The sequence below is a fragment of the Actinocorallia sp. API 0066 genome, assembly GCF_020991275.1.
Lineage (GTDB): Bacteria > Actinomycetota > Actinomycetes > Streptosporangiales > Streptosporangiaceae > Actinocorallia.
This window is the reverse complement of sequence record NZ_JAJLQY010000007.1, coordinates 367,700-387,209: the sequence shown is the minus strand read 5'-3', so window position 1 is coordinate 387,209 and position 19,510 is coordinate 367,700. Positions and strand designations below refer to the sequence as shown.

General features: G+C 71.5%; 20 protein-coding genes. 6 read left to right on the top strand and 14 right to left on the bottom strand.

The window, feature by feature from the left end; genetic code table 11:
- Positions 1 to 7 precede the first annotated feature (7 nt).
- Positions 8 to 556, top strand: a complete 549-nt coding sequence (locus tag LO762_RS20230) for an NTP transferase domain-containing protein (RefSeq protein ID WP_230617327.1) — start codon at positions 8 to 10, stop codon at positions 554 to 556.
- Complete coding sequence (locus tag LO762_RS20225; RefSeq protein WP_230617325.1) at positions 549 to 1,682, top strand: XdhC/CoxI family protein; 1,134 nt, start codon at positions 549 to 551, stop codon at positions 1,680 to 1,682. Before LO762_RS20230 ends, LO762_RS20225 begins: the two co-directional genes overlap by 8 nt.
- A 65-nt stretch (positions 1,683 to 1,747) precedes the next feature.
- On the opposite strand, the gene LO762_RS20220 is transcribed toward LO762_RS20225, so the two are convergent.
- On the bottom strand, positions 1,748 to 2,392 hold the full coding sequence (locus tag LO762_RS20220; RefSeq protein ID WP_230617323.1) for an SDR family oxidoreductase: 645 nt from the start codon (positions 2,390 to 2,392) through the stop codon (positions 1,748 to 1,750).
- Between the two features lie 157 nt (positions 2,393 to 2,549).
- Here LO762_RS20220 and LO762_RS20215 point away from each other — a divergent pair, with 157 nt between their 5' ends.
- Together LO762_RS20215 and LO762_RS20210 are read left to right on the top strand one after the other, a co-directional pair.
- Entirely contained in the window at positions 2,550 to 3,611 is a 1,062-nt protein-coding gene (locus LO762_RS20215; protein ID WP_230617321.1) for a hypothetical protein, read from the top strand.
- A gap of 22 nt (positions 3,612 to 3,633) precedes the next feature.
- On the top strand, positions 3,634 to 4,281 hold the full coding sequence (locus LO762_RS20210) for a GNAT family N-acetyltransferase (protein ID WP_230617318.1): 648 nt from the start codon (positions 3,634 to 3,636) through the stop codon (positions 4,279 to 4,281).
- Between the two features lie 29 nt (positions 4,282 to 4,310).
- Here LO762_RS20210 and LO762_RS20205 read toward each other — a convergent pair whose 3' ends face one another.
- Positions 4,311 to 4,934, bottom strand: a complete 624-nt coding sequence (locus tag LO762_RS20205; protein ID WP_230617316.1) for a pyridoxamine 5'-phosphate oxidase family protein — start codon at positions 4,932 to 4,934, stop codon at positions 4,311 to 4,313.
- Between the two features lie 79 nt (positions 4,935 to 5,013).
- On the opposite strand from LO762_RS20205, the gene LO762_RS33125 reads away from it, so the two are divergent.
- Positions 5,014 to 6,681 carry a serine/threonine-protein kinase gene (locus tag LO762_RS33125; RefSeq protein ID WP_304523673.1) on the top strand — a complete coding sequence of 556 codons (1,668 nt, stop codon included), beginning with the start codon at positions 5,014 to 5,016 and terminating at the stop codon, positions 6,679 to 6,681.
- A 149-nt stretch (positions 6,682 to 6,830) separates the two neighbouring features.
- Positions 6,831 to 7,514: a hypothetical protein gene (locus tag LO762_RS20195; RefSeq protein ID WP_230617314.1), complete on the top strand. Its 684-nt coding sequence runs from the start codon at positions 6,831 to 6,833 to the stop codon at positions 7,512 to 7,514.
- A gap of 113 nt (positions 7,515 to 7,627) precedes the next feature.
- Here LO762_RS20195 and glnII read toward each other — a convergent pair whose 3' ends face one another.
- The 12 genes from glnII to LO762_RS20135 form a co-directional block, all read right to left on the bottom strand.
- The gene (gene glnII, locus LO762_RS20190) at positions 7,628 to 8,662 is read right to left on the bottom strand and encodes a glutamine synthetase GlnII (RefSeq protein ID WP_230617312.1); all 1,035 of its coding nucleotides are present in this window, start codon (positions 8,660 to 8,662) and stop codon (positions 7,628 to 7,630) included.
- A 219-nt stretch (positions 8,663 to 8,881) separates the two neighbouring features.
- Positions 8,882 to 9,397, bottom strand: coding sequence for a flavin reductase family protein (locus tag LO762_RS20185; protein ID WP_230617310.1), 516 nt, complete (start codon positions 9,395 to 9,397; stop codon positions 8,882 to 8,884).
- Positions 9,394 to 10,746: an LLM class flavin-dependent oxidoreductase gene (locus LO762_RS20180; protein WP_230617308.1), complete on the bottom strand. Its 1,353-nt coding sequence runs from the start codon at positions 10,744 to 10,746 to the stop codon at positions 9,394 to 9,396. Before LO762_RS20180 ends, LO762_RS20185 begins: the two co-directional genes overlap by 4 nt.
- A complete protein-coding gene (locus LO762_RS20175) occupies positions 10,743 to 11,627 on the bottom strand; it encodes an ABC transporter permease (RefSeq protein WP_230617420.1) in 885 nt (294 codons plus the stop codon). The genes LO762_RS20180 and LO762_RS20175 overlap by 4 nt, the downstream gene beginning before the upstream one ends.
- Position 11,628: 1 nt before the next feature.
- Positions 11,629 to 12,453, bottom strand: a complete 825-nt coding sequence (locus LO762_RS20170) for an ABC transporter ATP-binding protein (protein WP_230617306.1) — start codon at positions 12,451 to 12,453, stop codon at positions 11,629 to 11,631.
- Positions 12,450 to 13,460 carry an ABC transporter substrate-binding protein gene (locus LO762_RS20165; protein ID WP_230617304.1) on the bottom strand — a complete coding sequence of 337 codons (1,011 nt, stop codon included), beginning with the start codon at positions 13,458 to 13,460 and terminating at the stop codon, positions 12,450 to 12,452. Before LO762_RS20165 ends, LO762_RS20170 begins: the two co-directional genes overlap by 4 nt.
- Positions 13,461 to 13,886: 426 nt before the next feature.
- Positions 13,887 to 15,158: a citrate synthase gene (locus tag LO762_RS20160; protein WP_230617302.1), complete on the bottom strand. Its 1,272-nt coding sequence runs from the start codon at positions 15,156 to 15,158 to the stop codon at positions 13,887 to 13,889.
- A gap of 188 nt (positions 15,159 to 15,346) precedes the next feature.
- Positions 15,347 to 15,847 carry a hypothetical protein gene (locus LO762_RS20155; protein ID WP_230617300.1) on the bottom strand — a complete coding sequence of 167 codons (501 nt, stop codon included), beginning with the start codon at positions 15,845 to 15,847 and terminating at the stop codon, positions 15,347 to 15,349.
- Between the two features lie 287 nt (positions 15,848 to 16,134).
- Positions 16,135 to 16,872, bottom strand: a complete 738-nt coding sequence (locus LO762_RS20150; RefSeq protein WP_230617297.1) for a hypothetical protein — start codon at positions 16,870 to 16,872, stop codon at positions 16,135 to 16,137.
- Between the two features lie 40 nt (positions 16,873 to 16,912).
- Complete coding sequence (locus LO762_RS20145) at positions 16,913 to 17,587, bottom strand: cyclase family protein (RefSeq protein ID WP_230617296.1); 675 nt, start codon at positions 17,585 to 17,587, stop codon at positions 16,913 to 16,915.
- Entirely contained in the window at positions 17,559 to 18,092 is a 534-nt protein-coding gene (locus LO762_RS20140; protein WP_304523677.1) for a DUF4184 family protein, read from the bottom strand. Before LO762_RS20140 ends, LO762_RS20145 begins: the two co-directional genes overlap by 29 nt.
- A 47-nt stretch (positions 18,093 to 18,139) precedes the next feature.
- Positions 18,140 to 19,354 carry a serpin family protein gene (locus LO762_RS20135; RefSeq protein WP_230617295.1) on the bottom strand — a complete coding sequence of 405 codons (1,215 nt, stop codon included), beginning with the start codon at positions 19,352 to 19,354 and terminating at the stop codon, positions 18,140 to 18,142.
- Positions 19,355 to 19,510: the final 156 nt, after the last annotated feature.

The window sequence follows — 19,510 nt, the reverse complement described above, 5'->3', positions numbered from 1 at the left end:
GGGGCGCATGGCGGTTCCCGGTCTCCTGCTCGCGGCGGGCGCGGGACGGCGCTACGGCATGCCGAAGGCGCTCGCGCCGACTCCGGACGAGCCCGGGGTCCTGCTCGTGGAGCACGGCGTACGGACCCTGCGCAAGGCCGGGTGCGCCCCGGTCGTGGCGGTGCTCGGCGCGCAGGCGCGCCGGGTGCCGCCGCTGCCGGGGGTGATCGTGGTGGTGAACGCCGACTGGGCCTCAGGGATGGGCTCGTCCCTACGGGCCGGGCTGGCGGCGCTGGAAGCCGACGCCGTGGTGGTGCTCCTCGTGGACACCCCTGGGATCACTCCCGAGGCCGTCAGCAGGGTCGCCGAAGGCGCCGGGCGCGGAACGCTCCGGGTGGCGACGTACGGGGGCGCGTGGGGGCATCCCGTCGTCCTTGGCCGCGACCACTGGGAGGGCGTCAGCGAACTCGCCGTGGGCGACGTGGGCGCCAGGCCGTACCTGAAGCGGCACGCCCCCGAACCCGTGCCCTGCGACGACGTGGCCGACGGCACCGATCTGGACGTGCCCCGTGCGTGAGGTTCTGGCCGACCTGCTTGAGCAGTGGGCGGACGGACGGCCTACGGGGCTCGCGACCGTGGTCGAGACCTGGCGGTCGGCCCCGCGTCCCGCCGGCGCGGCCATGCTGGTGACGGCCTCCGGCGAGGCGCTCGGCAGTGTGTCGGGCGGCTGCGTGGAGGGCGCCGTCTACGACCTCGCGCACGCGGCAGCGGAGGACCCCGCTTTCACGCCGGTCCTTGAGCGCTACGGGGTGACCGACGACGACGCCCTGGCGGTCGGCCTGACCTGCGGCGGGACCCTCCACGTGTACGTCGAGCGGATCACCCCCGCGTCCTTCCCCGACCTGGCCTCGGTGGCGGAGGACGTCAGGGAGGGGCGGCCCGTCGCCGTCGTCACCTGCGTGGGCCCGCCCACCTCGGACGCCTTCGGCCGCCGGATGGTGGTGCGGCCTTCCACTTCCTCCGGATCGTTCGGCTCGGCCCGTCTGGACGCGGCGGCCACCGACGACGTCAGGGGGATGCTCGCCTCCGGCACGACGGGCGTCCTGCGGTACGGCGAGGACGGCACCCGGCTGGCGGCCGAGCTCACCCTTGCCGTTCAGTCCTACGCGCCGCGGCCCCGGATGATCGTCTTCGGCGCGGTGGACTTCGCGGCGGCGCTGGCCACCGCGGGCTCCTTCGTCGGCTTCCGGGTGACCGTCTGCGACGCCCGCCCCGTGTTCGCCACCCGCCGCCGCTTCCCTTCCGCCGACGAGGTCGTCACCGCCTGGCCGCACCGGTACCTCGCCGCGGAGGCCGCCGAAGGCCGCGTGGACGACCGGACCGTCCTGTGCGTCCTCACCCACGACCCCAAGTTCGACGTCCCGCTTCTCGACGTCGCCCTACGCCTGGACGTCGCGTACGTGGGCGCCATGGGCTCCCGCCGCACCCACGAGGACCGCCTCGCCCGCCTCCGGGACACCACGCTCCCGGCGTCCGCCCTCGCCCGCCTGCACTCCCCCATCGGCCTCGACCTCGGCGCCCGCACCCCTGAGGAGACCGCCATCAGCATCACCGCCGAGATCATCGCCGCCCGCTGCGCCGCCAGCGCCGCGCCGCTGACCCGGACCACCGGCCCGCTCCACCCCGGCCCCGCACGGCGCTGAGCGGGCCGCAGACGCCACGGGCCGCCGCCCGGGTCACCGGGACCGGGCGGCGGCCTCAGCGGCGGTCAGAGGTCCTCGACGGCGTCCGGGACCGGGGTCTCGCCCCCGATGAGTTCGAGGGTCTGATGGACGGCGGCGCCCGAGGTGAGCAGGGCGGCGATGACGGCGGCGACGTCCGCGCGCGGCACCGGGCCGCGCCCCGTGGCCGGCGCCAGCGTGACCAGGCCCGTCGCCGGGTCGTCGGTGAGCAGGCCGGGCCGCAGGATCGTCCAGTCGAGGTCGCGGCCGCGCAGGTCGGCCTCGGCGTTGCCCTTGGCGGCGAGGTAGGCGGCCCAGACCTCGTCGCGGGACGGGTCGGGCGTCTGGTCGGCGCCCATCGAGGAGATCTGGACGAGGCGGCGCACCCCGGCCCGCTCGGCCGCGTCGGCGCACAGGATCGCCGCCCCCTCGTCCACCGTCTTCTTCCGGGGCACGCCGCTTCCGGGCCCGGCCCCTGCGGCGAACACCAGGGCGTCGTACCCGGAGATCACCTCGGTCAGCTCCGCCACCGAGACGTTCTCCAGATCGCAGACGACGCCGGACTGGCCCGCCGCCTCAAGGTCGGGGATCTGGCCGGGGTCGCGGACCAGGCCCGTCGCGGTGCCGTCGGGCCACTGACGGAGCAGATGCAGGGCGATCTTGCCGTGACCGCCCGCGATGACGATGCGCATACCGACCATCCTCTCCCCACCCGGACCACCCAGCGGCCCGCCGGGTAAGGGGAGGGCAAATCTTGGACGGGGAAACCGCAAGGGTGAGCGCGCGCGCTGGGACGTCCGGGATCCTCGCCTCGGGAATCCGCAGACGGACGGGGGATGTGTGCGCGGCGTGCGGGGAACGGCGTGGTTGCTGGGGTGCGCGCTGGCGGCCGGTTGTGTGCCCGCCCCCACCCGGACCGCCCATCCCGCCCCGGCGGTGACCCCGGCGGCCACCCCCCTGGGCGACGGCTCGACCTCCGTGACCGGGCCGCAGCCCCGGCGGTGGCCCGCTACCAGGCTCGTCCCTGGCGAACGCCCTCCCCAGTTCGTCGTGCTCGCCTGGGACGGCGCGGAGACCGCCGACGGCGCGTTCGCCCGCCTCCGGCGTTCGGCGCGCGCGCACGGCGCGTCCATGACCTTCTTCCTCTCCGGCCGCAGCCTCCTACCGGCGCGGGACCACCGGGCGCGGGGAGGCCGCGTGGCGGCCCAGCCCACCGACCGGCAGATCCGCGACACGGTGCTCAACCTCACCCTCGGCTGGCGCGAGGGCCACGAGGTCGCCGCCCGCCTGGACGGCCCGCGCTGCGGCAGGTCGGGGGTCCGCGCCTGGACGGCCGCCGACTGGAAGTCCGAGATCAGGCGTTCGATCGGCCTCGTCACGACCTGGCGGACGGCGACCGGCTTCACCGACCTGCCCGCGCTCCCCTTCGACTACCGCAAGCAGGTCGTCGGAGGGCGCGTCCCCTGCCGCGAGGGCACGCGGGCGCTGCGTAAGGCCGCCCACGACCTCGGCTGGAAGTACGACCCCAACGGCACCGGCCCCCAGGTGTGGCCGCGCCGCCGCGACGGCCTGTGGCGGCTCCCCTCGAAGTCGCTCCGGCGCGGCAAGCCCGCCGCCGTCTACCAGCGGGCCTTCGACCGCGCCTATCGAGGCGACCGGGCGCCCCTGGTCATCAGCGGCCGGTTCACGCACGGGAAGGGCGGCCGCCTGAACGCCGTCGAAGGCTTCCTCGCCCGCAACGCCGCAAGGCCCGACGTCCGCTTCGTCTCCTTCCGGCAGCTCGTGGAGTGGCTGGAGGCCCAGGACCCGGCCGTCCTCGCCAGACTGCGCGCCCTGCCCGTCGGCGAGCGCCCCGCGCGCGGCTGGACGCGCCACCTGTGGGGCGCCGGAAAACGAGATGACAGGGCGTGACCGCCCGTCCCAGGATGGGTTCATGAAGCACTGGCCCCTCCACGGACTGCGCGTCACCACCCCCCGCCTGGAACTCCGCCTGCCGACCGACGCGGAGCTCGACGCGCTCGTCGAGGTCGTCCTCGGCGGCATCCACCCGCCGCAGGTGATGCCGTTCAGCTCCCCGTGGACGGACGGCGCGCCCGAGAAGATCGCCAGGAGCACCCTCCAGTACCACTGGCGCGCGCTCGCCGACTGGACTCCCGAGGCGTGGCGGCTCCCGTTGGCCGTCTTCATCGAGGGACGGCCCATCGGCACCCAGCACGTCTCCGGCGACTCCTTCGGCGTCGTCCGGCACGTCGAGACGGGCTCGTGGCTCGGCATGGCGCACCAGGGCCGTGGCTACGGCACCGAGATGCGCGCCGCCGTGCTGCACCTCGCCTTCGCGGGCCTGGGCGCCCTGACGGCGGGGAGCTGCGCGCACACTGACAACCCGGCCTCGCTCGGGGTGTCCCGCAGGCTCGGGTACCGGCACAACGGGTCGGGCTACTCGGAGGTGCGGGGCCGCAGGGTGGAGGAGATCAGGCTCCTCCTGGACCGTGAGTCCTGGGCGGCGCACCGGACGGTCGAGGCGGAGGTCGAAGGGCTCGGCCCCTGCCTGGAGATGTTCGGCCTGGACGCCGAGCCCTGAACTGTCCGTCTAGGCCGTCTGTGAGCGGGTCAGTCCTGGTAGAGCTTCCTGGCGTAGGCTTCCGGCGCGTAGTAGGACTCCAGCTCAGCGAGGCTCTCCGGTGTCCGCATGACGTCCTTGGTGATCCGCGCGTGCGAAGGCAGCACGTCCGGCTGCCACGTCTCCGGCTGCCACAGGTGCGAGCGCATCAGCGCCTTCGCGCAGTGGAAGAAGATCTGCTCCACCGCCACCTCGACGGCCAGGATCGGCCGGTGGCCCTTGACCGTCATCAGGTCGAAGTAGGGTGCGTCCCGCACCAGCCGGGCCCGCCCGTTGACGCGCAGGGACTCACCGCGTCCCGGGATGAGGAACAGCAGGCCGACGTGTGGATTCCGGAGGATGTTGAGGTAGCCGTCGGCGCGGCGGTTGCCGGGGCGCTCGGGGATCGCGAGGGTCCGCCGATCGATCACGTGGGCGAAAGATCCCGCAGGATCACCTTTGGGGGACGCGTCCAGGTTGCCTTCTTCGTCACCCGTCGCCATGATCAGGAACGGCGACGCGGCGATCCAGTCGAGATCGCGGTCGTGCAGTGCGACCCGTTCCTTGGCCACGGCGCGGGGAAGCGGCTCGCCGAGCAGCTCCCGCAGCTCGGCCGCTGAGGTGATCTCGCTCATCGGACCATCCAAACAGATCGGATGAACGTGGTCACTCCATTAAAGTGAGCCGGATTCAACAGCGCGACGGGAGTGAAGCATGGTGGACGCCCTGAGAGCGGGTGACCCTGCCGCCATCGGACCGTACGCCCTGGTGGGCGTCCTCGGAGAGGGCGGCCAGGGCACCGTCTACCTGGGGCGGCGCGACGGCGTCGACGTCGCCGTCAAGCTCATGCACGCGCGGTTCGCCGCCGACGGCGAGGCCCGCGCCCGGTTCGTCCGGGAACTCGAGGTGGCCAAGCGGGTCGCCCGGTTCTGCACCGCCCAGGTCCTGGACGCCGACGTGGACGGCGACAGGCCCTACATCGTCAGCGAGTACGTCGAGGGCGTCTCCCTCCAGGACCTCGTGGAAAGCGAGGGCCCACGCGGCGGCGCGGCCCTGGAGCGGCTCGCCGTAAGCACCCTGACGGCCCTCACCGCGATCCACGGCGCCGGGATCATCCACCGCGACTTCAAGCCCCAGAACGTGCTCCTCGGCCCCGACGGGCCCCGGGTGATCGACTTCGGCATCGCGCGCGCGCTGAACGTCACCTCCCACAGCCACAACATCGGCACGCCCGCCTACATGTCGCCCGAGCAGCTCGCGGGCCACCAGCTCACGGCGGCGTCCGACCTGTTCTCCTGGGCGTCCTCGATCGTCTTCGCGGCGACCGGGGAGCCGCCCTTCGGCACCGACGAGATCGGCGCCGTCCTCTATCGGATCATGCACGAGGAGCCCCGGATCGGGGCCCTCCCGGCGCCGCTGCGCGACGTCGTTGCCGCGTGCCTCGCCAAGGACCCCGCGCAGCGCCCGACAGCGGCCGAGGCACAGGCGTCGCTCGTGGGCGGGACCGTTCCCGACGTGTCCGCCCCGCCGCCCGTCCTGGCCGCGCCCGTCGCCGCGCCCCCGCCTCCGCCGCCCGCCCCCGCCCAGCCGGACCGGGCGCCCTACCCCTTCGAGATCGGCCCCGCGCCCGGCGAGAGCGACGCCCTGTCCGGCCGCAGGCCCGCGATCGTGATCATGGTGGTGATCGCGCTGATGCTGGCCGCCGGGGTCACCGGCTGGGCGCTCACCCGCGACGACACGCCGCCCAAGGTCGAGGGCATGGCCACGGCCGGGCCCGGCTCGGGCGGCGGCCCCGGCGCGGCGGGCGGCCAGGACGTCCCCGTCCCGCCGGACGGCGCCACCCCGACGCCGACGGGCCCCAGCGGGCAGAAGCCGCAGCCGCCCAAGCCCGTGCCCGCCACGACCGTCACCGTCAACCCGTCGGGGCAGACCACGACCGTCACGGTGACGCCCAAGCCGTCGGCGACTCCGACAAGGCCGGACCCGCCGGAGCCGACCCCCACGCCGACGCCGACCCCCACGCCCACCCCGACGCCCACGGTGAACCCCTACGGCGCCGTCCAGGTGTGCGAGTCCGGCGGCCGTGGCACCGGCTTCCAGGTGCTGCGCGCCCGGACGTTCACGGGCGGCCGCGTTGTCCATCTCTTCAACGCCGTGACCCGCACCCACTGCGTCGTCACCCTGAAGACGGCCCAGCTCGGTGAGCCCACCACCGTCTTCGCCGGCGTCACCCGCAAGTCCGACCGCGCGGGCGCCACCGATCGGGGCGCCTACGAGTACTACGCGGGCCCCGTCTACGTCCGCGCCCCCCAAGCCTGCGTCCGGGCCTCCGGCGGCGGCCCCAACGGCTCCGCCACCGCCGGCTGGAACAACTGCCCCTGACCCCCCGAGCGTCCCCCTGCCGAGCGACCCGCTCACGACCCCGACGAAGCCCGAACACGCCCGACGCGTGCACCGCCGGGGGTTATCGGGGTGTTTGGGGAGGGGCGCTAGGGTCGGGGCCGGAGTTTCTCGGGAGGCGGGGAGTGGGGATGGGCGAGGCGCGGCGGCTGCGGGTCGCGGTGGTCGGAGGGTTGCTCGTCGCCGGGGCGGCGGGCTGCGGGCTCGGCAGCGGCGGCGACGGGGCCGGGGCGGACCGGGTGACGGTCGCGCCGTCCGGGGCGCCGAGCGGGGCGCTGGAGCCGCCCGGGGTGCCGTCCGGGTCTCCGCACGGTGGCGCGCCGACGGAGGAGCCCGACAAGACGGGCGATGCCGGCGAGAGCGGGCCTCGGCCGAAGCCGTCGAAGCCCCCGAAGCCCTCGACGTCGGCGGAGGCGCCCAAGCCGTCGCCGTCCTCCGGGCAGCCGCAGCCGCCCACCGCCCCCGGAAGCGCCGCCAACCCGCACACGCCGGAGCAGGTGTGTGACTCCGGCGGCCAGGGCACCGGCTACAAGGTGCAGCGTAAGGCCGCCTTCCCGGGCGGCACCGTCTACCAGCTGTACAGCGCCGCCACCCAACTCAACTGCGCCGTCGCCCTCAAGACCGCGTCCGTCGGCGCCAAGACCACCGTCTGGGCCACCCTCGCCCGCCAGTCCGACGGCAAATCCGTCACCGACCGGGGCGCCTTCTCCTACTACGCGGGCCCCGTCTACCTGGCCGCCGCAGGCGTCTGCGTCCGGGTCTCCGGCGGCACCCCCCGTGGCTCCGCCACCACCCCCTGGTCCAACTGCGGCTGACCGCTCCGCAGCGCCACTTTCCCCTTACCCTCGGCTACCACGGGAGAAAGGGGACGGCCCCCGCTCAAGGGGGAGAGCGGGGGCCGTCGGAAGAGGCTGGTGTGGGCCGGGGGTCAGACCTGGCCGGCCTTCTCCAGGGCGGTGCAGCAGGTGTCGGTGATCAGGCGGGTGACCACGTACGGGTCCATGTTCGCGTTGGGGCGACGGTCCTCGAGGTAGCCCTTGCGCTCGATCTCGACCTGCCAGGGCAGGCGGATGGAGGCGGCGCGGTTGGACACGCCGTAGGAGAACTCGCTCCAGGGGGCGGTCTCGTGGGCGCCGGTGAGGCGGTCCTCGACACCGGCGCCGTACGCCTTGACGTGCTCCAGGAACTTCTCGCCGAGCGCCTCGCACGCGGTGATGATGGGGTCGTAGCCCTCGCGCATCGCCTGCGTGGAGAAGTTGGTGTGCGCGCCCGCGCCGTTCCAGTCGCCCTTGACCGGCTTGGGGTCGATGGAGAAGACGACGCCGTGCTTCTCGGCGATCAGGGCGGCGAGGTAGCGGGCGATCCAGATGTGGTCGGAGACCTCGACCGGGCCGGCGGCGCCGATCTGGAACTCCCACTGGCCGGGCATGACCTCGGCGTTGATGCCGGAGACGGTCAGGCCGGCGGCGATGCAGGCGTCCAGGTGCTCTTCCACGATGTCGCGGCCGAACGCCTTGTCGGCGCCGATGCCGCAGTAGTACGGGCCCTGCGGGCCGGGGTAGCCGTGCTCGGGGAAGCCGAGCGGGCGGCCGTCCTTGAACAGGGTGTACTCCTGCTCGATGCCGAACCACGGGTCCTGACCGGCGTACTTCTCGGCGATCGGCGTGAGCAGCGCGCGGGTGTTGGTCGAGTGCGGGGTTCCGTCGACGTTCAGGACCTCGGCGAGGACCAGGACGTGCTCGCCGCCGCGGACCGGGTCCGGGAACACCGCGACCGGCTTGAGCTGACAGTCCGAGGAGGTGCCCTCGGCCTGGTTGGTGCTGGAACCGTCGAAGCCCCAGATCGGCAGGTTCTCCAGCTTGGCCTTCTCGGCACTGTCAAGGATGCGAGTCTTCGACCGCAGCTGGGCGGTGGGCTCGGTGCCGTCGATCCAGATGTACTCAGCCTTGACCTTGCTGCTCATGAATATCCTTGCCTGGTGTGCGAGGGTTGGTGTCTCCGGGGTTTTGCCTACGGCAGAGTCTGTAGATCCGCGATTTCGCGTCGATTGCCCTTGTGTAAACCCAAAGTTAACTCGGTACCGTTCCAAACCGCCTGAGCAGGGCGGTTACGCATTGGTTTAGACCAGTGACGGTTCCGCACCCCCCTCGCGAGGTGCGGAACCGTCAGGAACGACCGGATTTCAGCGGATATCTGGGCTGAAACCGCCGAACAGGCCACGAAGGTACAGCAACGGTGTGCTGCCCGTCACGTTGGCCGACAACACGTAGCCGACCTCCAGCGTGTGGTCGCCCAGGTCGAGCCGATCGTAGGTGCGGCAGACGAGCTGGACGGCCGCCCCGTCGAGCAGCGGCACCCCCTGCGGGCCGGTCCGCCACGACGTCCCGGCGAACCTGTCGCCCTCCCGGCTCGCGAACCGCGCCGCGACGTCGCGCTGGTCCTCGGCGAGGACGTTGACGGCGAAGTACGGCAGTTTCGCGAGCGCGGGAAACGTCCGCGAGGAGTGCGCCGCGTAGTAGGACACCAGCGGCGGTGAAAGGCTGACCGCGGAGAACGACGTCGCCGTCAGGCCCACAGGGCCGTCCTCGGTATGGCCCGTCACCACGACGACGCCGGCGGCGTGCCCGCCCAGCGCCTCCCGATACAGGTCGGGGTCGACGCCCCGGCGCGCGTTCAGGTCGGTGACGGCCTCGCTCACGAGAGCGCCCCCGCCTCGGCCGGGGCCGCGCCCGAGTCCTCGGCGTACCGGCTGACGGGACGGGCGAGCCCGTAGTTCTCCCGCAGCGTCGCGCCCTCGTACTCGGTGCGGAACAGGCCGCGTGCCTGGAGGATCGGGACGACGTGCTCGACGAAGTCGTTCAGGCCGCCCGGGTAGTGCGGCGGCATGACGTTGAAGCCGTCGGCGGCGCCGTTCTCGAACCACTCCTGGATCTCGTCGGCGACCTGCTCGGGCGATCCGGCGAAGACCCGGTGCCCGCGTCCGCCGGCGAGCCGCGCGATGAGCTGCCGGATGGTGAGGCCGTCGCGGCGGGCGAGTCCGATGACGAGCTCGAAGCGGGACCGGTTGCCTTCGGTCGTCTCGGGCAGGTCGTCGGGGAGCGGCCCGTCGAGCGGGTAGCCCGACAGGTCGAGGCCGGTCATGTAGGAGAGCTGCGCCAGGCCGTACTCGGGGTTGATGAGTTCCTGGAACTCCTCCTCCAGCCGCTTGGCTTCGGCCTCGGTGGAGCCGATGAAGGGCGAGATGCCGGGGAGGACGAGGAGGTCCTCGGAGCGGCGTCCGTACCTCGCGAGGCGTCCCTTGAGGTCGGCGTAGAACGCCTTGCCTTCGGCGAGCGTCTGCTGGGCGGTGAACACGGCCTCCGCCCAACGCGCGGCGAACTCCTTGCCCGTGTCGGAGGACCCGGCCTGGACGAGGAGGGGGCGCCCCTGCGGCCCGCGCGAGATGTTCAGCGGGCCCTTCACCTTGTAGTACGGGCCTTCGTGGTCGATCGCGTGCACCTTCGTGGTGTCAGCGAAGACCCCGCCCTTGACGTCGCGCAGGACCGCGTCGTCCTCCCAGCTGTCCCACAGCTTGAGCGCGGCCTCGACGAAGTCGTCGGCGCGGGCGTAGCGGTCGGAGTGGTCGGGACGGTCGATGCCGAAGTTGGCGGCCTCGGCCTCGGACGCCGACGTGACGATGTTCCAGCCCGCCCGGCCGCCGCTGATGTGGTCCAGTGAGGCGAACTTGCGGGCGAGGTTGAACGGCTCGTTGTAGGTGGTCGAGGCGGTCGCGATGAGGCCGATGTGCTCGGTGACGGCGGCGATCGCGGACAGCAGCGTCAGCGGCTCGAAGTGTTCGAGCGCGTTGTACTTGACGTTGCCGAAGAGGGCGACGCCGTCGGCGAAGAAGATGGAGTCGAGCTTGCCTTCTTCGGCCTTCTGCGCGAGCTGCTGGTAGTGCCGCAGGCTGATGGTGTTGGACGGGTCGGTCCTGGGGTGGCGCCAGGCGGCCTCGTGGTGCCCGACCCCCATGATGAAGGCGTTGAGGTGCAGCCGTCGGGTGCTCACTGGGTGGTCCTCCAGGTCGAGAAGCGGCGCTCCAGCCGGAGCAGCAGGGCGTTGAACACCAGCCCGATGACCGAGATCGTGATAATCCCAGAATACATATCGGGAATACGGAAATTGAACTGCGCGTCGTTGATCAGGAAGCCGAGACCGGCCTTGGCGCCGACCATCTCCGCCGCCACAAGGACGAGGATCGAGTAGGCGCCCGCAAGGCGGATGCCCGTGAAGACGGTCGGGACGGCCGCCGGAAGGATGACCTTCTGGAACAGCCGGTAGGGCGGCAGCCCGAGGGAACGCGCGGACTTGATGAGGAGCGGGTCGACGCCCTTCACCCCGGCGATCGTGTTGAGCAGGATCGGCCAGGCGCAGGCGTAGACGACGATCGAGATCTTCGACGTCTCGCCGATGCCCAGGATGAGCACGAACACGGGCAGCAGCGCCAGCGCGGCGGTGTTGCGGAACAGTTCGAGCAGCGGGTCGAGGAAGTCCGCGACGGGCTTGTACCAGCCGAGGATCAGGCCGAGCGGGATCGTCACCGCGATGGCGATGGCGAACCCTGCGAGCGACCGGATGAGGCTGGCCTGCGTGTGGTTCCACAGGACGCCGCTGACGGCGAGTTCCTGCCACGCGACGACGACCTCGGAGAACGGCGGCAGGAACACCGCGTCCACGAGTTCGAGCCGGGGCAGCACCTCCCAGGCGATGAGGAACAGGACGATCGCGGCGATCCGGTTCACGCCGGACCCGAGCCCGCGCAGCACGCGGGCCGGGTTCAGCGCGGGCCGTGCCTTGGCCGTCACGACGGCCTCCGCGACGGGCGCCGGATCGTCAGCCGGGGCCGGGGCCGGGGCCGCCGCCCCGGCGGGCCGCCGGTCGAGGGACACGTCAGCCAACGGAGCCCACCGCCTCTCGCTCGTGTGCCTGCGCCGCGGCGACCTCGTCGCGCAGCGCCGTCCAGATGTGGTGCCGGAACTCGCCGAACTTCGCGTCGGCCCGCAGGTCGCCCTCGCGGGTCTCGAAGTCGATGTCGACGATCTCCTTGATCCGGCCGGGCCGCGACGTCATGATCGCGACCCGCTGGCCGAGGTAGACGGCCTCGTCGATGCCGTGCGTGATGAACACGACGGTCTTGCCGGTGCGCTGCCAGATCGACAGCAGCTCCTCCTGCAGTGACTCGCGGGTCTGCGCGTCGAGCGCGGCGAACGGCTCGTCCATGAGGAGGACCTCGGGGTCGAACGCGAGGGACCTGGCGATCGCGACGCGCTGCCGCATGCCGCCGGACAGCTCGTGCGGGTACCGGTCGGCGAAGCCGGACAGCCCGACCAGGTCGAGGAACTCCGCCGCGCGCGCACGGCGCTCCTTCCTGCCTACGCCCTTGGCCTCCAGGCCGAACTCGATGTTGCCGCGCGCGGTGCGCCACGGGAACAGCGCGTACTGCTGGAAGACGATGCCTCGGTCCAGTCCGGGGCCGGTGATGGGTTCGCCGTCCAGGAGGATGGTGCCGGAGGCGGGCTTGGTCAGCCCGGCGATGAGGTCGAGGAGGGTGGACTTGCCGCAGCCCGACGGGCCGACCAGGGTGAGGAACTCCCCGGCCCGCACGTCGATGTCGATGTCGGACACCGCGGTGAACTGCGAGGGACGGCCGAGGTTGGCGTCCCGGACGCTGAAGGTCTTGGTGACCCCGCGGATGCTGATCTTCGGCTGACTCACTTGGATCCGCCGTCGTTGAACTCGTTGGTGAAGACGTCGGCGGGCTTGATGCCCTCCTTGACCTCGCCCTCGCGGACCAGCCAGTCGATCCAGATCTGGAACTCGGAGTCGGCGATCTTGCCGCCGGGGGCGGAGATGCCGAAGCCCTTGAAGTACTTGAGCGCGCTGTTGTCCTCGTTGCGGCCGCGCTTGGCGACGATCTCCTCGAACTTCGCGATGACCTGGTCGCGCGGCGTCTCACGGGCCCAGTCGAGCGCCTTGCCGACGCCGGTGGTGAACGTCCTGACCGCTTCGGGGTTCTTCTTGATGAAGTCGTCGCGGAGCACGATGGAGCCCGCGTTGAACTCGCCGAGCAGTTCGATGTCGGTGAACAGGAGGCGGATGCCGCCGCGCTCCAGGGCCTTGTCGCGCAGGATGCCGCCGAGGGCGCCGACGTCGATCTGCTTCTGCCGGAGCGACTGCTCGGTGTTCACCGGCGGGATCACGATGAGTTCGACCTTGTCGATCTCGGCCTTGGTGAGGCCGCCGCGCTGGAGGTACTCCTTGATGACGGCCTCGGAGTGCGCGCCGAGCGTGTTGACGCCGATCTTCTTGCCGATGAGGTCGCGGGGGCCCTTGATGGGGCTGCCGTCGAGGACGAAGAAGCCGCCGAAGGTGTCCTTGTCGCTTCCGTAGTAGCTGACGACGGCCTTGATGGGGCTCTTGGCGGCGACGAGCTTGACGATCGCGCCGTTGAAGGCGCCGCCGAAGTCGATCTGGCCGGTGGCGACGGACTGGATGTCCTGCGGGCCGGAGATGGTGTTGCCGACCCACTCCAGCTTGATGTTCGGGAGGTAGCCGAGTTCCGCGGCGAGTTCGGCGGGGGTGACCGAGCCGACCTGGCCCTGGTACTTGAGCGTGGTGACGCCGTTCTCCGCGCCGGAGCCGGCGTCGGAGGAGCCGCAGGCGGACAGTGCGGTGGTGGCGAGCAGGGCGACGGCGGGCACGAGGTGTCTGAGCTTGAACATGGGTCTTTCCTTGAAAAGGGGGTCTGGCGGGGGGTGGGGGAATGACGGATCGCTTGTGATCACTGACACTGGGCGCTGAGAACGCGCCCCAGGTCCACGTGCAGACGCCGGGTCAGGCTTACGCTCATGGGTTCCACTGAAGCAGCCGCGTTCCGACAAGTCAACATTTCCTACTTGATTACTGGGGATTTAGGACGCGGGTCACATCCGGGCACTCGGAGCCCCCACGGGACACGCACCGTCCCAGACGCCCCAGACGGCCGCATCCGGCCAGACACACCCCGTCCGGCACACGAAATCACCCCGGCGGCCCCCCGGCGCCGCCTGACACCCGCCACAGGCCGTCCAGACGCGCGGACCCCGGACATTGGCCGAGGCCCGCCCCCCCACGTGGGGAGACGGGCCTCGGGGGTCCTGAGGGCGGCGTCAGGCCGGGTAGTGCCGCTCCGGGGAGCCGACGTACACCTGGCGCGGACGGCCGATCTTGGTGGCCGGGTCGTTGATCATCTCGCGCCACTGCGCGATCCACCCGGGCAGGCGGCCCAACGCGAACAGCACGGTGAAGGCGTTCTCCGGGAAGCCCAGCGCCTTGTAGATGATGCCGGTGTAGAAGTCGACGTTCGGGTAGAGCTTGCGCTGCACGAAGTAGTCGTCCGTCAGCGCGACCTCCTCCAGCTGCATCGCGAGGTCGAGCAGCGGGTCCTTGACGCCGAGGGTCTCCAGCACCTTGCGGGTCGCCTTCTTGACGACGGCCGCGCGCGGGTCGTAGTTGCGGTAGACGCGGTGTCCGAAGCCCATGAGCTTCACCCCGTCTTCCTTGTTCTTGACCTTGTTCACGAACGCCTTGACGTCGCCGCCGTTCTCGTGGATCTGCTGGAGCATCTCCAGGACGGCCTGGTTGGCGCCACCGTGCAGCGGGCCCCACAGCGCGTTCACCCCGGCCGAGACCGACACGAACAGGTTGGCGTGCGAGGAGCCGACGAGCCGCACCGTCGAGGTCGAGCAGTTCTGCTCGTGGTCGGCGTGCAGGATGAACAGCATGTCCAGCACCTTGGCGACCTCGGGGTCGACCTCGTAGGGCTGGGTCGGCAGGCCGAAGGTCATCCGGAGGAAGTTCTCGACGTAGCCGAGCGAGTTGTCCGGGTACAGCAGCGGCTGGCCGACCGACGTCTTGTAGGCGTAGGCCGCGATCGTCGGCAGCTTCGCGAGCAGCCGCACCGAGGCGAGGTCGACCTGCTCGGGGTCGAACGGGTCGAGGCTGTCCGGGTAGTAGGTGGACAGCGCGCCGACAGCCGAGGAGACGACCGCCATGGGGTGGGCGGAGCTGGGGAAACCGTTGAAGAACGAGCGGAAGCGCTCGTGCAGCAGCGTGTGGTTGCTGATCCGGTCCTGGAACGCGGTGAGCTGCTCCGGGGTGGGCAGTTCGCCGTGGATGAGCAGGTAGGAGACCTCCAGGAAGGAGGACTTCTCCGCGAGCTCCTCGATCGGGTAGCCGCGGTAGCGCAGGATGCCGGCGTCACCGTCGATGTAGGTGATCTTGGACGTGCACGACGCCGTGTTCACAAAACCTGTGTCCAGCGTGACGTAACCGGTCTCCGCGAGAAGCTTGCCGATCTTGAGCCCGCCCGGGCCCTCGGTCGCCTCGGTCACCTCAAGAGGCAGCCGCCCGTCTTTGTGATCAAGCCCGAAGTCGGACATTGTTCTCCCGCTCTCCCGTTATCCGTCGGTGTCCGTCTGGTCGGACCCGTCCTGCGAGGACTCCCAGTCTGCCGCGTGACCGTGGATGGCCGGTCCGGACGGGATTCCCTGCGGAAGCGTAAACCGACCATCGCTCGGCACCACAACGCGGGCCGGGTGACCTACTTCACAGGGACGTAACGTCCTTCTTACATCTGCGGTTCCGCGCTGCGCAGCCGGGGACGCGCGGCGAGGAACGACAGCAGCAGCTCACGGGTGAGGGCGAGGCCCATCTCGCGCTGCGCGGGGGTGACCTTCTCCAGCGCCGAGTTGTGCTCGACGTTACGCGCCAGCAAAAGCCTCAGGTCGTCCTCGGCGATCGCCGCCGAACACGCCGCGCACACCCGCCAGGGAGTCGAGTAGTGGTAGGTGCGGTCGCCGACGCGCAGGGTGACGGGCCGGTCGGGGGCGATCGTCCAGACGTTGACAAAACCCTCGGGCCGGGGGGACCCGATGCCGCAGCAGTCACAGGACGGGCTCATCGGCTCGCTGAGGTCGGCGAGCGCGGGCAGGGGGTCGTGATCCCAGACGGCGTCCGGGCGCGCCGGGTGCTCGAACCGGATGCCGGCGAGCTCTCCGTTCGCCCAGTCCTCGCTGAAGTCGAGGGGGGTGTCGCACTCGAGGCAGACCATCTGTATCGCGGTTTCCATGAAAGGACCTCCTGGACCACTGACCGGTGGAGACCGACCCATTCGCGGGCCGCACAATGTCCAACCCCGGACTCTTCGGTGACTATTCCATGACCAGGGTAAAGGATGCGCGGCTCCCGATCTTTGACGCGTTGACCAGGCACGTCCCGGCGGCGTGCCCGCATCGGCCGAGGTTTTACCGAAATAGCCGGGGGCGGCGCGGAAAAATGCCCGCGAAGATCTACCGAAATAACGCGCGGGCCATCACCGGGCGCGTTCGCGAGGGCCCGCGGCGTCATCCGGGCCGCTCAGGACAGCAGGGACAGGCGGTGCTCGGCGAACAGGAGGTTCGCGTGGAACGGCCCCGTCAGCTCCGCGTGCGGCACCGTGGCGAGCTCGCCGAAGGCGGGGCGCAGGATGCCCGCGGCGATGGGCAGCGGCAGCGCCGAGACGACGACCTCGCCCTCCTCCAGCACCTTGCGCAGCTCCGAGCGCATGCCCATCATGTCGCCGATCACGACGATCTGGACGGGCAGCCCGGCGGACAGGGACACCGAAAGCCCGTGGTGTCCGGAACCGTCCGGATAGCGGTACTCGACCACGTACTGCAGCCGGTCGAGCGTTCCATCCTGGATCGAGCAGGCGTCCACGGCGATGGCCTTGCCCGCGTCGTCGGCCCAGGAGGGCAGCGGGGGGAGCAGCGGGCCGCGCAGCTCGCCGACGGCCTTGGCGGCGGCCGCCCGGTGCTCGTGCGGGCCGACGGCGGCGAACACGGCGAGGAAGGCGCGCGCGCCCGGTGTGCCCGCCCTACGCAGCACCTTGATGAGATCGCTCTGCGCCTTGCCCAGCGCCTCTCGATCAGGCGCGGCCTGGCTCAGCTCGCCCAACTGGGCCGAAAGCCACAGCTCGGCCTCCAGCGGGCCCGGCTGCTCCAGCAGCTCGGCGCCCGCCCGCACGTACAGCTCGTAGACGGGCAGCAACCCGGGCAGCGCCAGCTTCGGCGGCCCGGGGACCACCCGGAAGAGATTGTTCCCGTCGGTGCTCACACACCCCAGGCTACTTGGGGGTAATGACAGTTCCGGGCGCTCAGCGGGCTTCCACGACCGCGTAGGCCCGCACGGTGAACGTCCCGACGCCGACGAGGGCGGGCGGCGCCGCGTGGAGGCGGAAGCCGTCGTCGGGCAGGGCGGCGAGGCCCGTCATGTGCTCGACGATCGGGATGCCCGCGCCCAGCAGGGCGGTGTGCACAGGGCGCTCGCCGCCCTTCATCGAGTCGACGTTCTGGGAGTCCACGCCCAGCAGGGCGGCGCCGTTCCGGACGAGGTGGGCGGCGGCCTCGGCGGTGAGATACGGGTGTTCGCCGGAAAGGTAGGCGTCCGTGCCCCAGTGCCGGGAGAACCCCGTGTGCACCAGGACGGCCTTGCCCGCGACGTCATGGGAGGCGAAGGCGTCCACGTCGATCTCCTGACGCCCTTCGGCCCGGATCAGGAGGCCGTCCAGGTCGGCGAAGGACGCCAGCGGCAGGCCCGCCAGATCGGTGCCGCCCTCAAAGCGGTGCAGGGGCGCGTCCAGGTAGGTGCCGGTGTTGCCGAGCAGGCTCACCCTGGCGAAGTGGAACTCCGTGCCGGGCGCGTACCTCGCGCGGGACTCCGCGTGCGTCACGTGGTCGCTGATCTCGGGGCCGGCCAGGCCCGGCACCGTCACCATGCCGGAGACGACCGGGTGGCTGAGGTCAACGAGACGGCGCGAGAGGTTCGTCATGCCCCGATTGTGTCGTCTCAGGAACCGGGGTGATGACCTGGCCCCCGGGCACGGCCTTCCGGACGCCCACGAACGCCCAGTACAGGAGCGCGTAAGCGAGCAGGGAGGCTGACGCCGCCACCATCGCGTCCGTGACGGCGTACCTGAACAGGTGGTAGGAGGCGTCCGGGATGTCCCTCGTGGTGGCGTGCCGCACCCCGAGGGCCGCGGCGGCCGTCGTCACGAGGACGACCAGGGACATCAGGGGCCAGGGCAGGCCCGGTTCCGGGCGGCGCGGGGCCCGGCGGAGCCACCGCGCCAGCCAGACCGCGACGGCCAGGCCGCCCAGGACGCCCGAGCCGTACTGGCCCCAGCGGTAGTACCGGAGCGGGCCGAAGTCCTCGCGCAGCACCGGCCACAGCTCGACGAACGGGCCCGTCCAGTGCGTGAAGCCGTCCCAGACGAGGTGGGTGGCCTGGCCGAGCAGCAGCGAGAACGGGATCAGCCAGGCGTGCCGCCACGCCAGGCCCCCCGCCGGGACGCCGAGCCGCTCCCGCGTCCCGCGCGGCGGGGTCAGGGGCGTGTGGGGTCGGCCACCCGCGCGAGGAAGAGCGGCTGGCCGGTGGCCTCGTCGCGCAGCAGCAGGAGGTAGGGGCGGTCGAAGACTACCTTTTTCGCCTCTTCCGGGGCCGCCGACGTGGCCTCCACGCCCACCGCAGTCGCGGCCGCGGCCTCGGTGCCCTTCTCGTCGAGCCGCAGGGTCGCGGCGTGCTGGACGAACCCGATCTTTCCGGCGCTGGGCCCGATTCCGGAGAAGTCGGCGCGGTCGGCGAACGGCTCGGGCATACCGGCCGCGGCGAGCATGTCGCTCAGTTCGGCCTTTGTGGAAAGGTCCACCTTCGGGAGGGACACCTCGACCCTCTCTTCACGCAGTTCGATGCCGCGTAGGACGGACGCCGTAGGCGGGGCGCAGTCCTTGCCGTCACCGTCCGGGAGGAGGGCGACCATCGAAAGGGTGCCGCCCGTGTACGGAAGCCGTACCGCCGTCCAGCCTTGCGCGGTGCCGTACCCGAAGGAGCCCGCCTGGTTCAGGTACTCGGCCCGCACCTCCGCGCCGGAAGCCGCGGCGAACGGGGCGGGCGCGGTGTTCTCCGGCTTGAACGGGGACCGCCAGTCGGCCTTGAAGTGGACGGCGTCGGTCAGCACCCAGCCGATCCGGTTGAGCCCGCCCTCGGGGATGAGGTCCTTGACCAGGCCGTTCGTCTCGTCCTCGATGGTGTCGTTGATCGTCCTGCGCGACTCCTCCGGCTCGGTGAGCAGCGGAAGCGTCATGATCCCGGCCCGGTAGGCGGTGACAAGACGGTCCAGATAGTCCTGTTCGGTGGGCTCCGCCGCGTCCCGCCAGATCCGGTCGCTCACCTTGACGCCGGGCAGGCCGCGCAGCAGGTTCGTCCGCGCCCGGAGGGCGGCCAGCGGGTCGGCGGGCCAGCCGAGCGCCTTCGCCAACTCCGCGCGGGTCGCGCCCTTCGCGCCCAGCGCCGCCATGCCGAGCCCGCTGGACAGGCTCGACGGCGAGAACACGACGTTCGCGGCGGGGTCGTCGGCGCACCAGGCGTCCAGGAGGGACAGCCCGAACTCCAGATCACCCCTGACCAGCGGCGCCGGGTCGCCCGCCGTCACGCCGAGGTCGGTGCCCCGCTGTTCCTCGGCGTGCGCGTCGGCACACCCTCCTGTGGCGGCGAGCAGGGCGAGCGCGCCCAGCGCCGCGACGGTTCCGAAGATCCTCATGCCCCTGGAGACGGCCGGAGGGCGGTGCCGCGTTGCAGCGCGGACCACACGGCGGTTTTGCGCGGCGATTCCGTCCCTGTTCATGCTCTTTTTCCCTTCTGGCCGTTCCATCGGGAAAGGCTCGCAGCGCGAACACCCCGTCCCACCGAGAACACG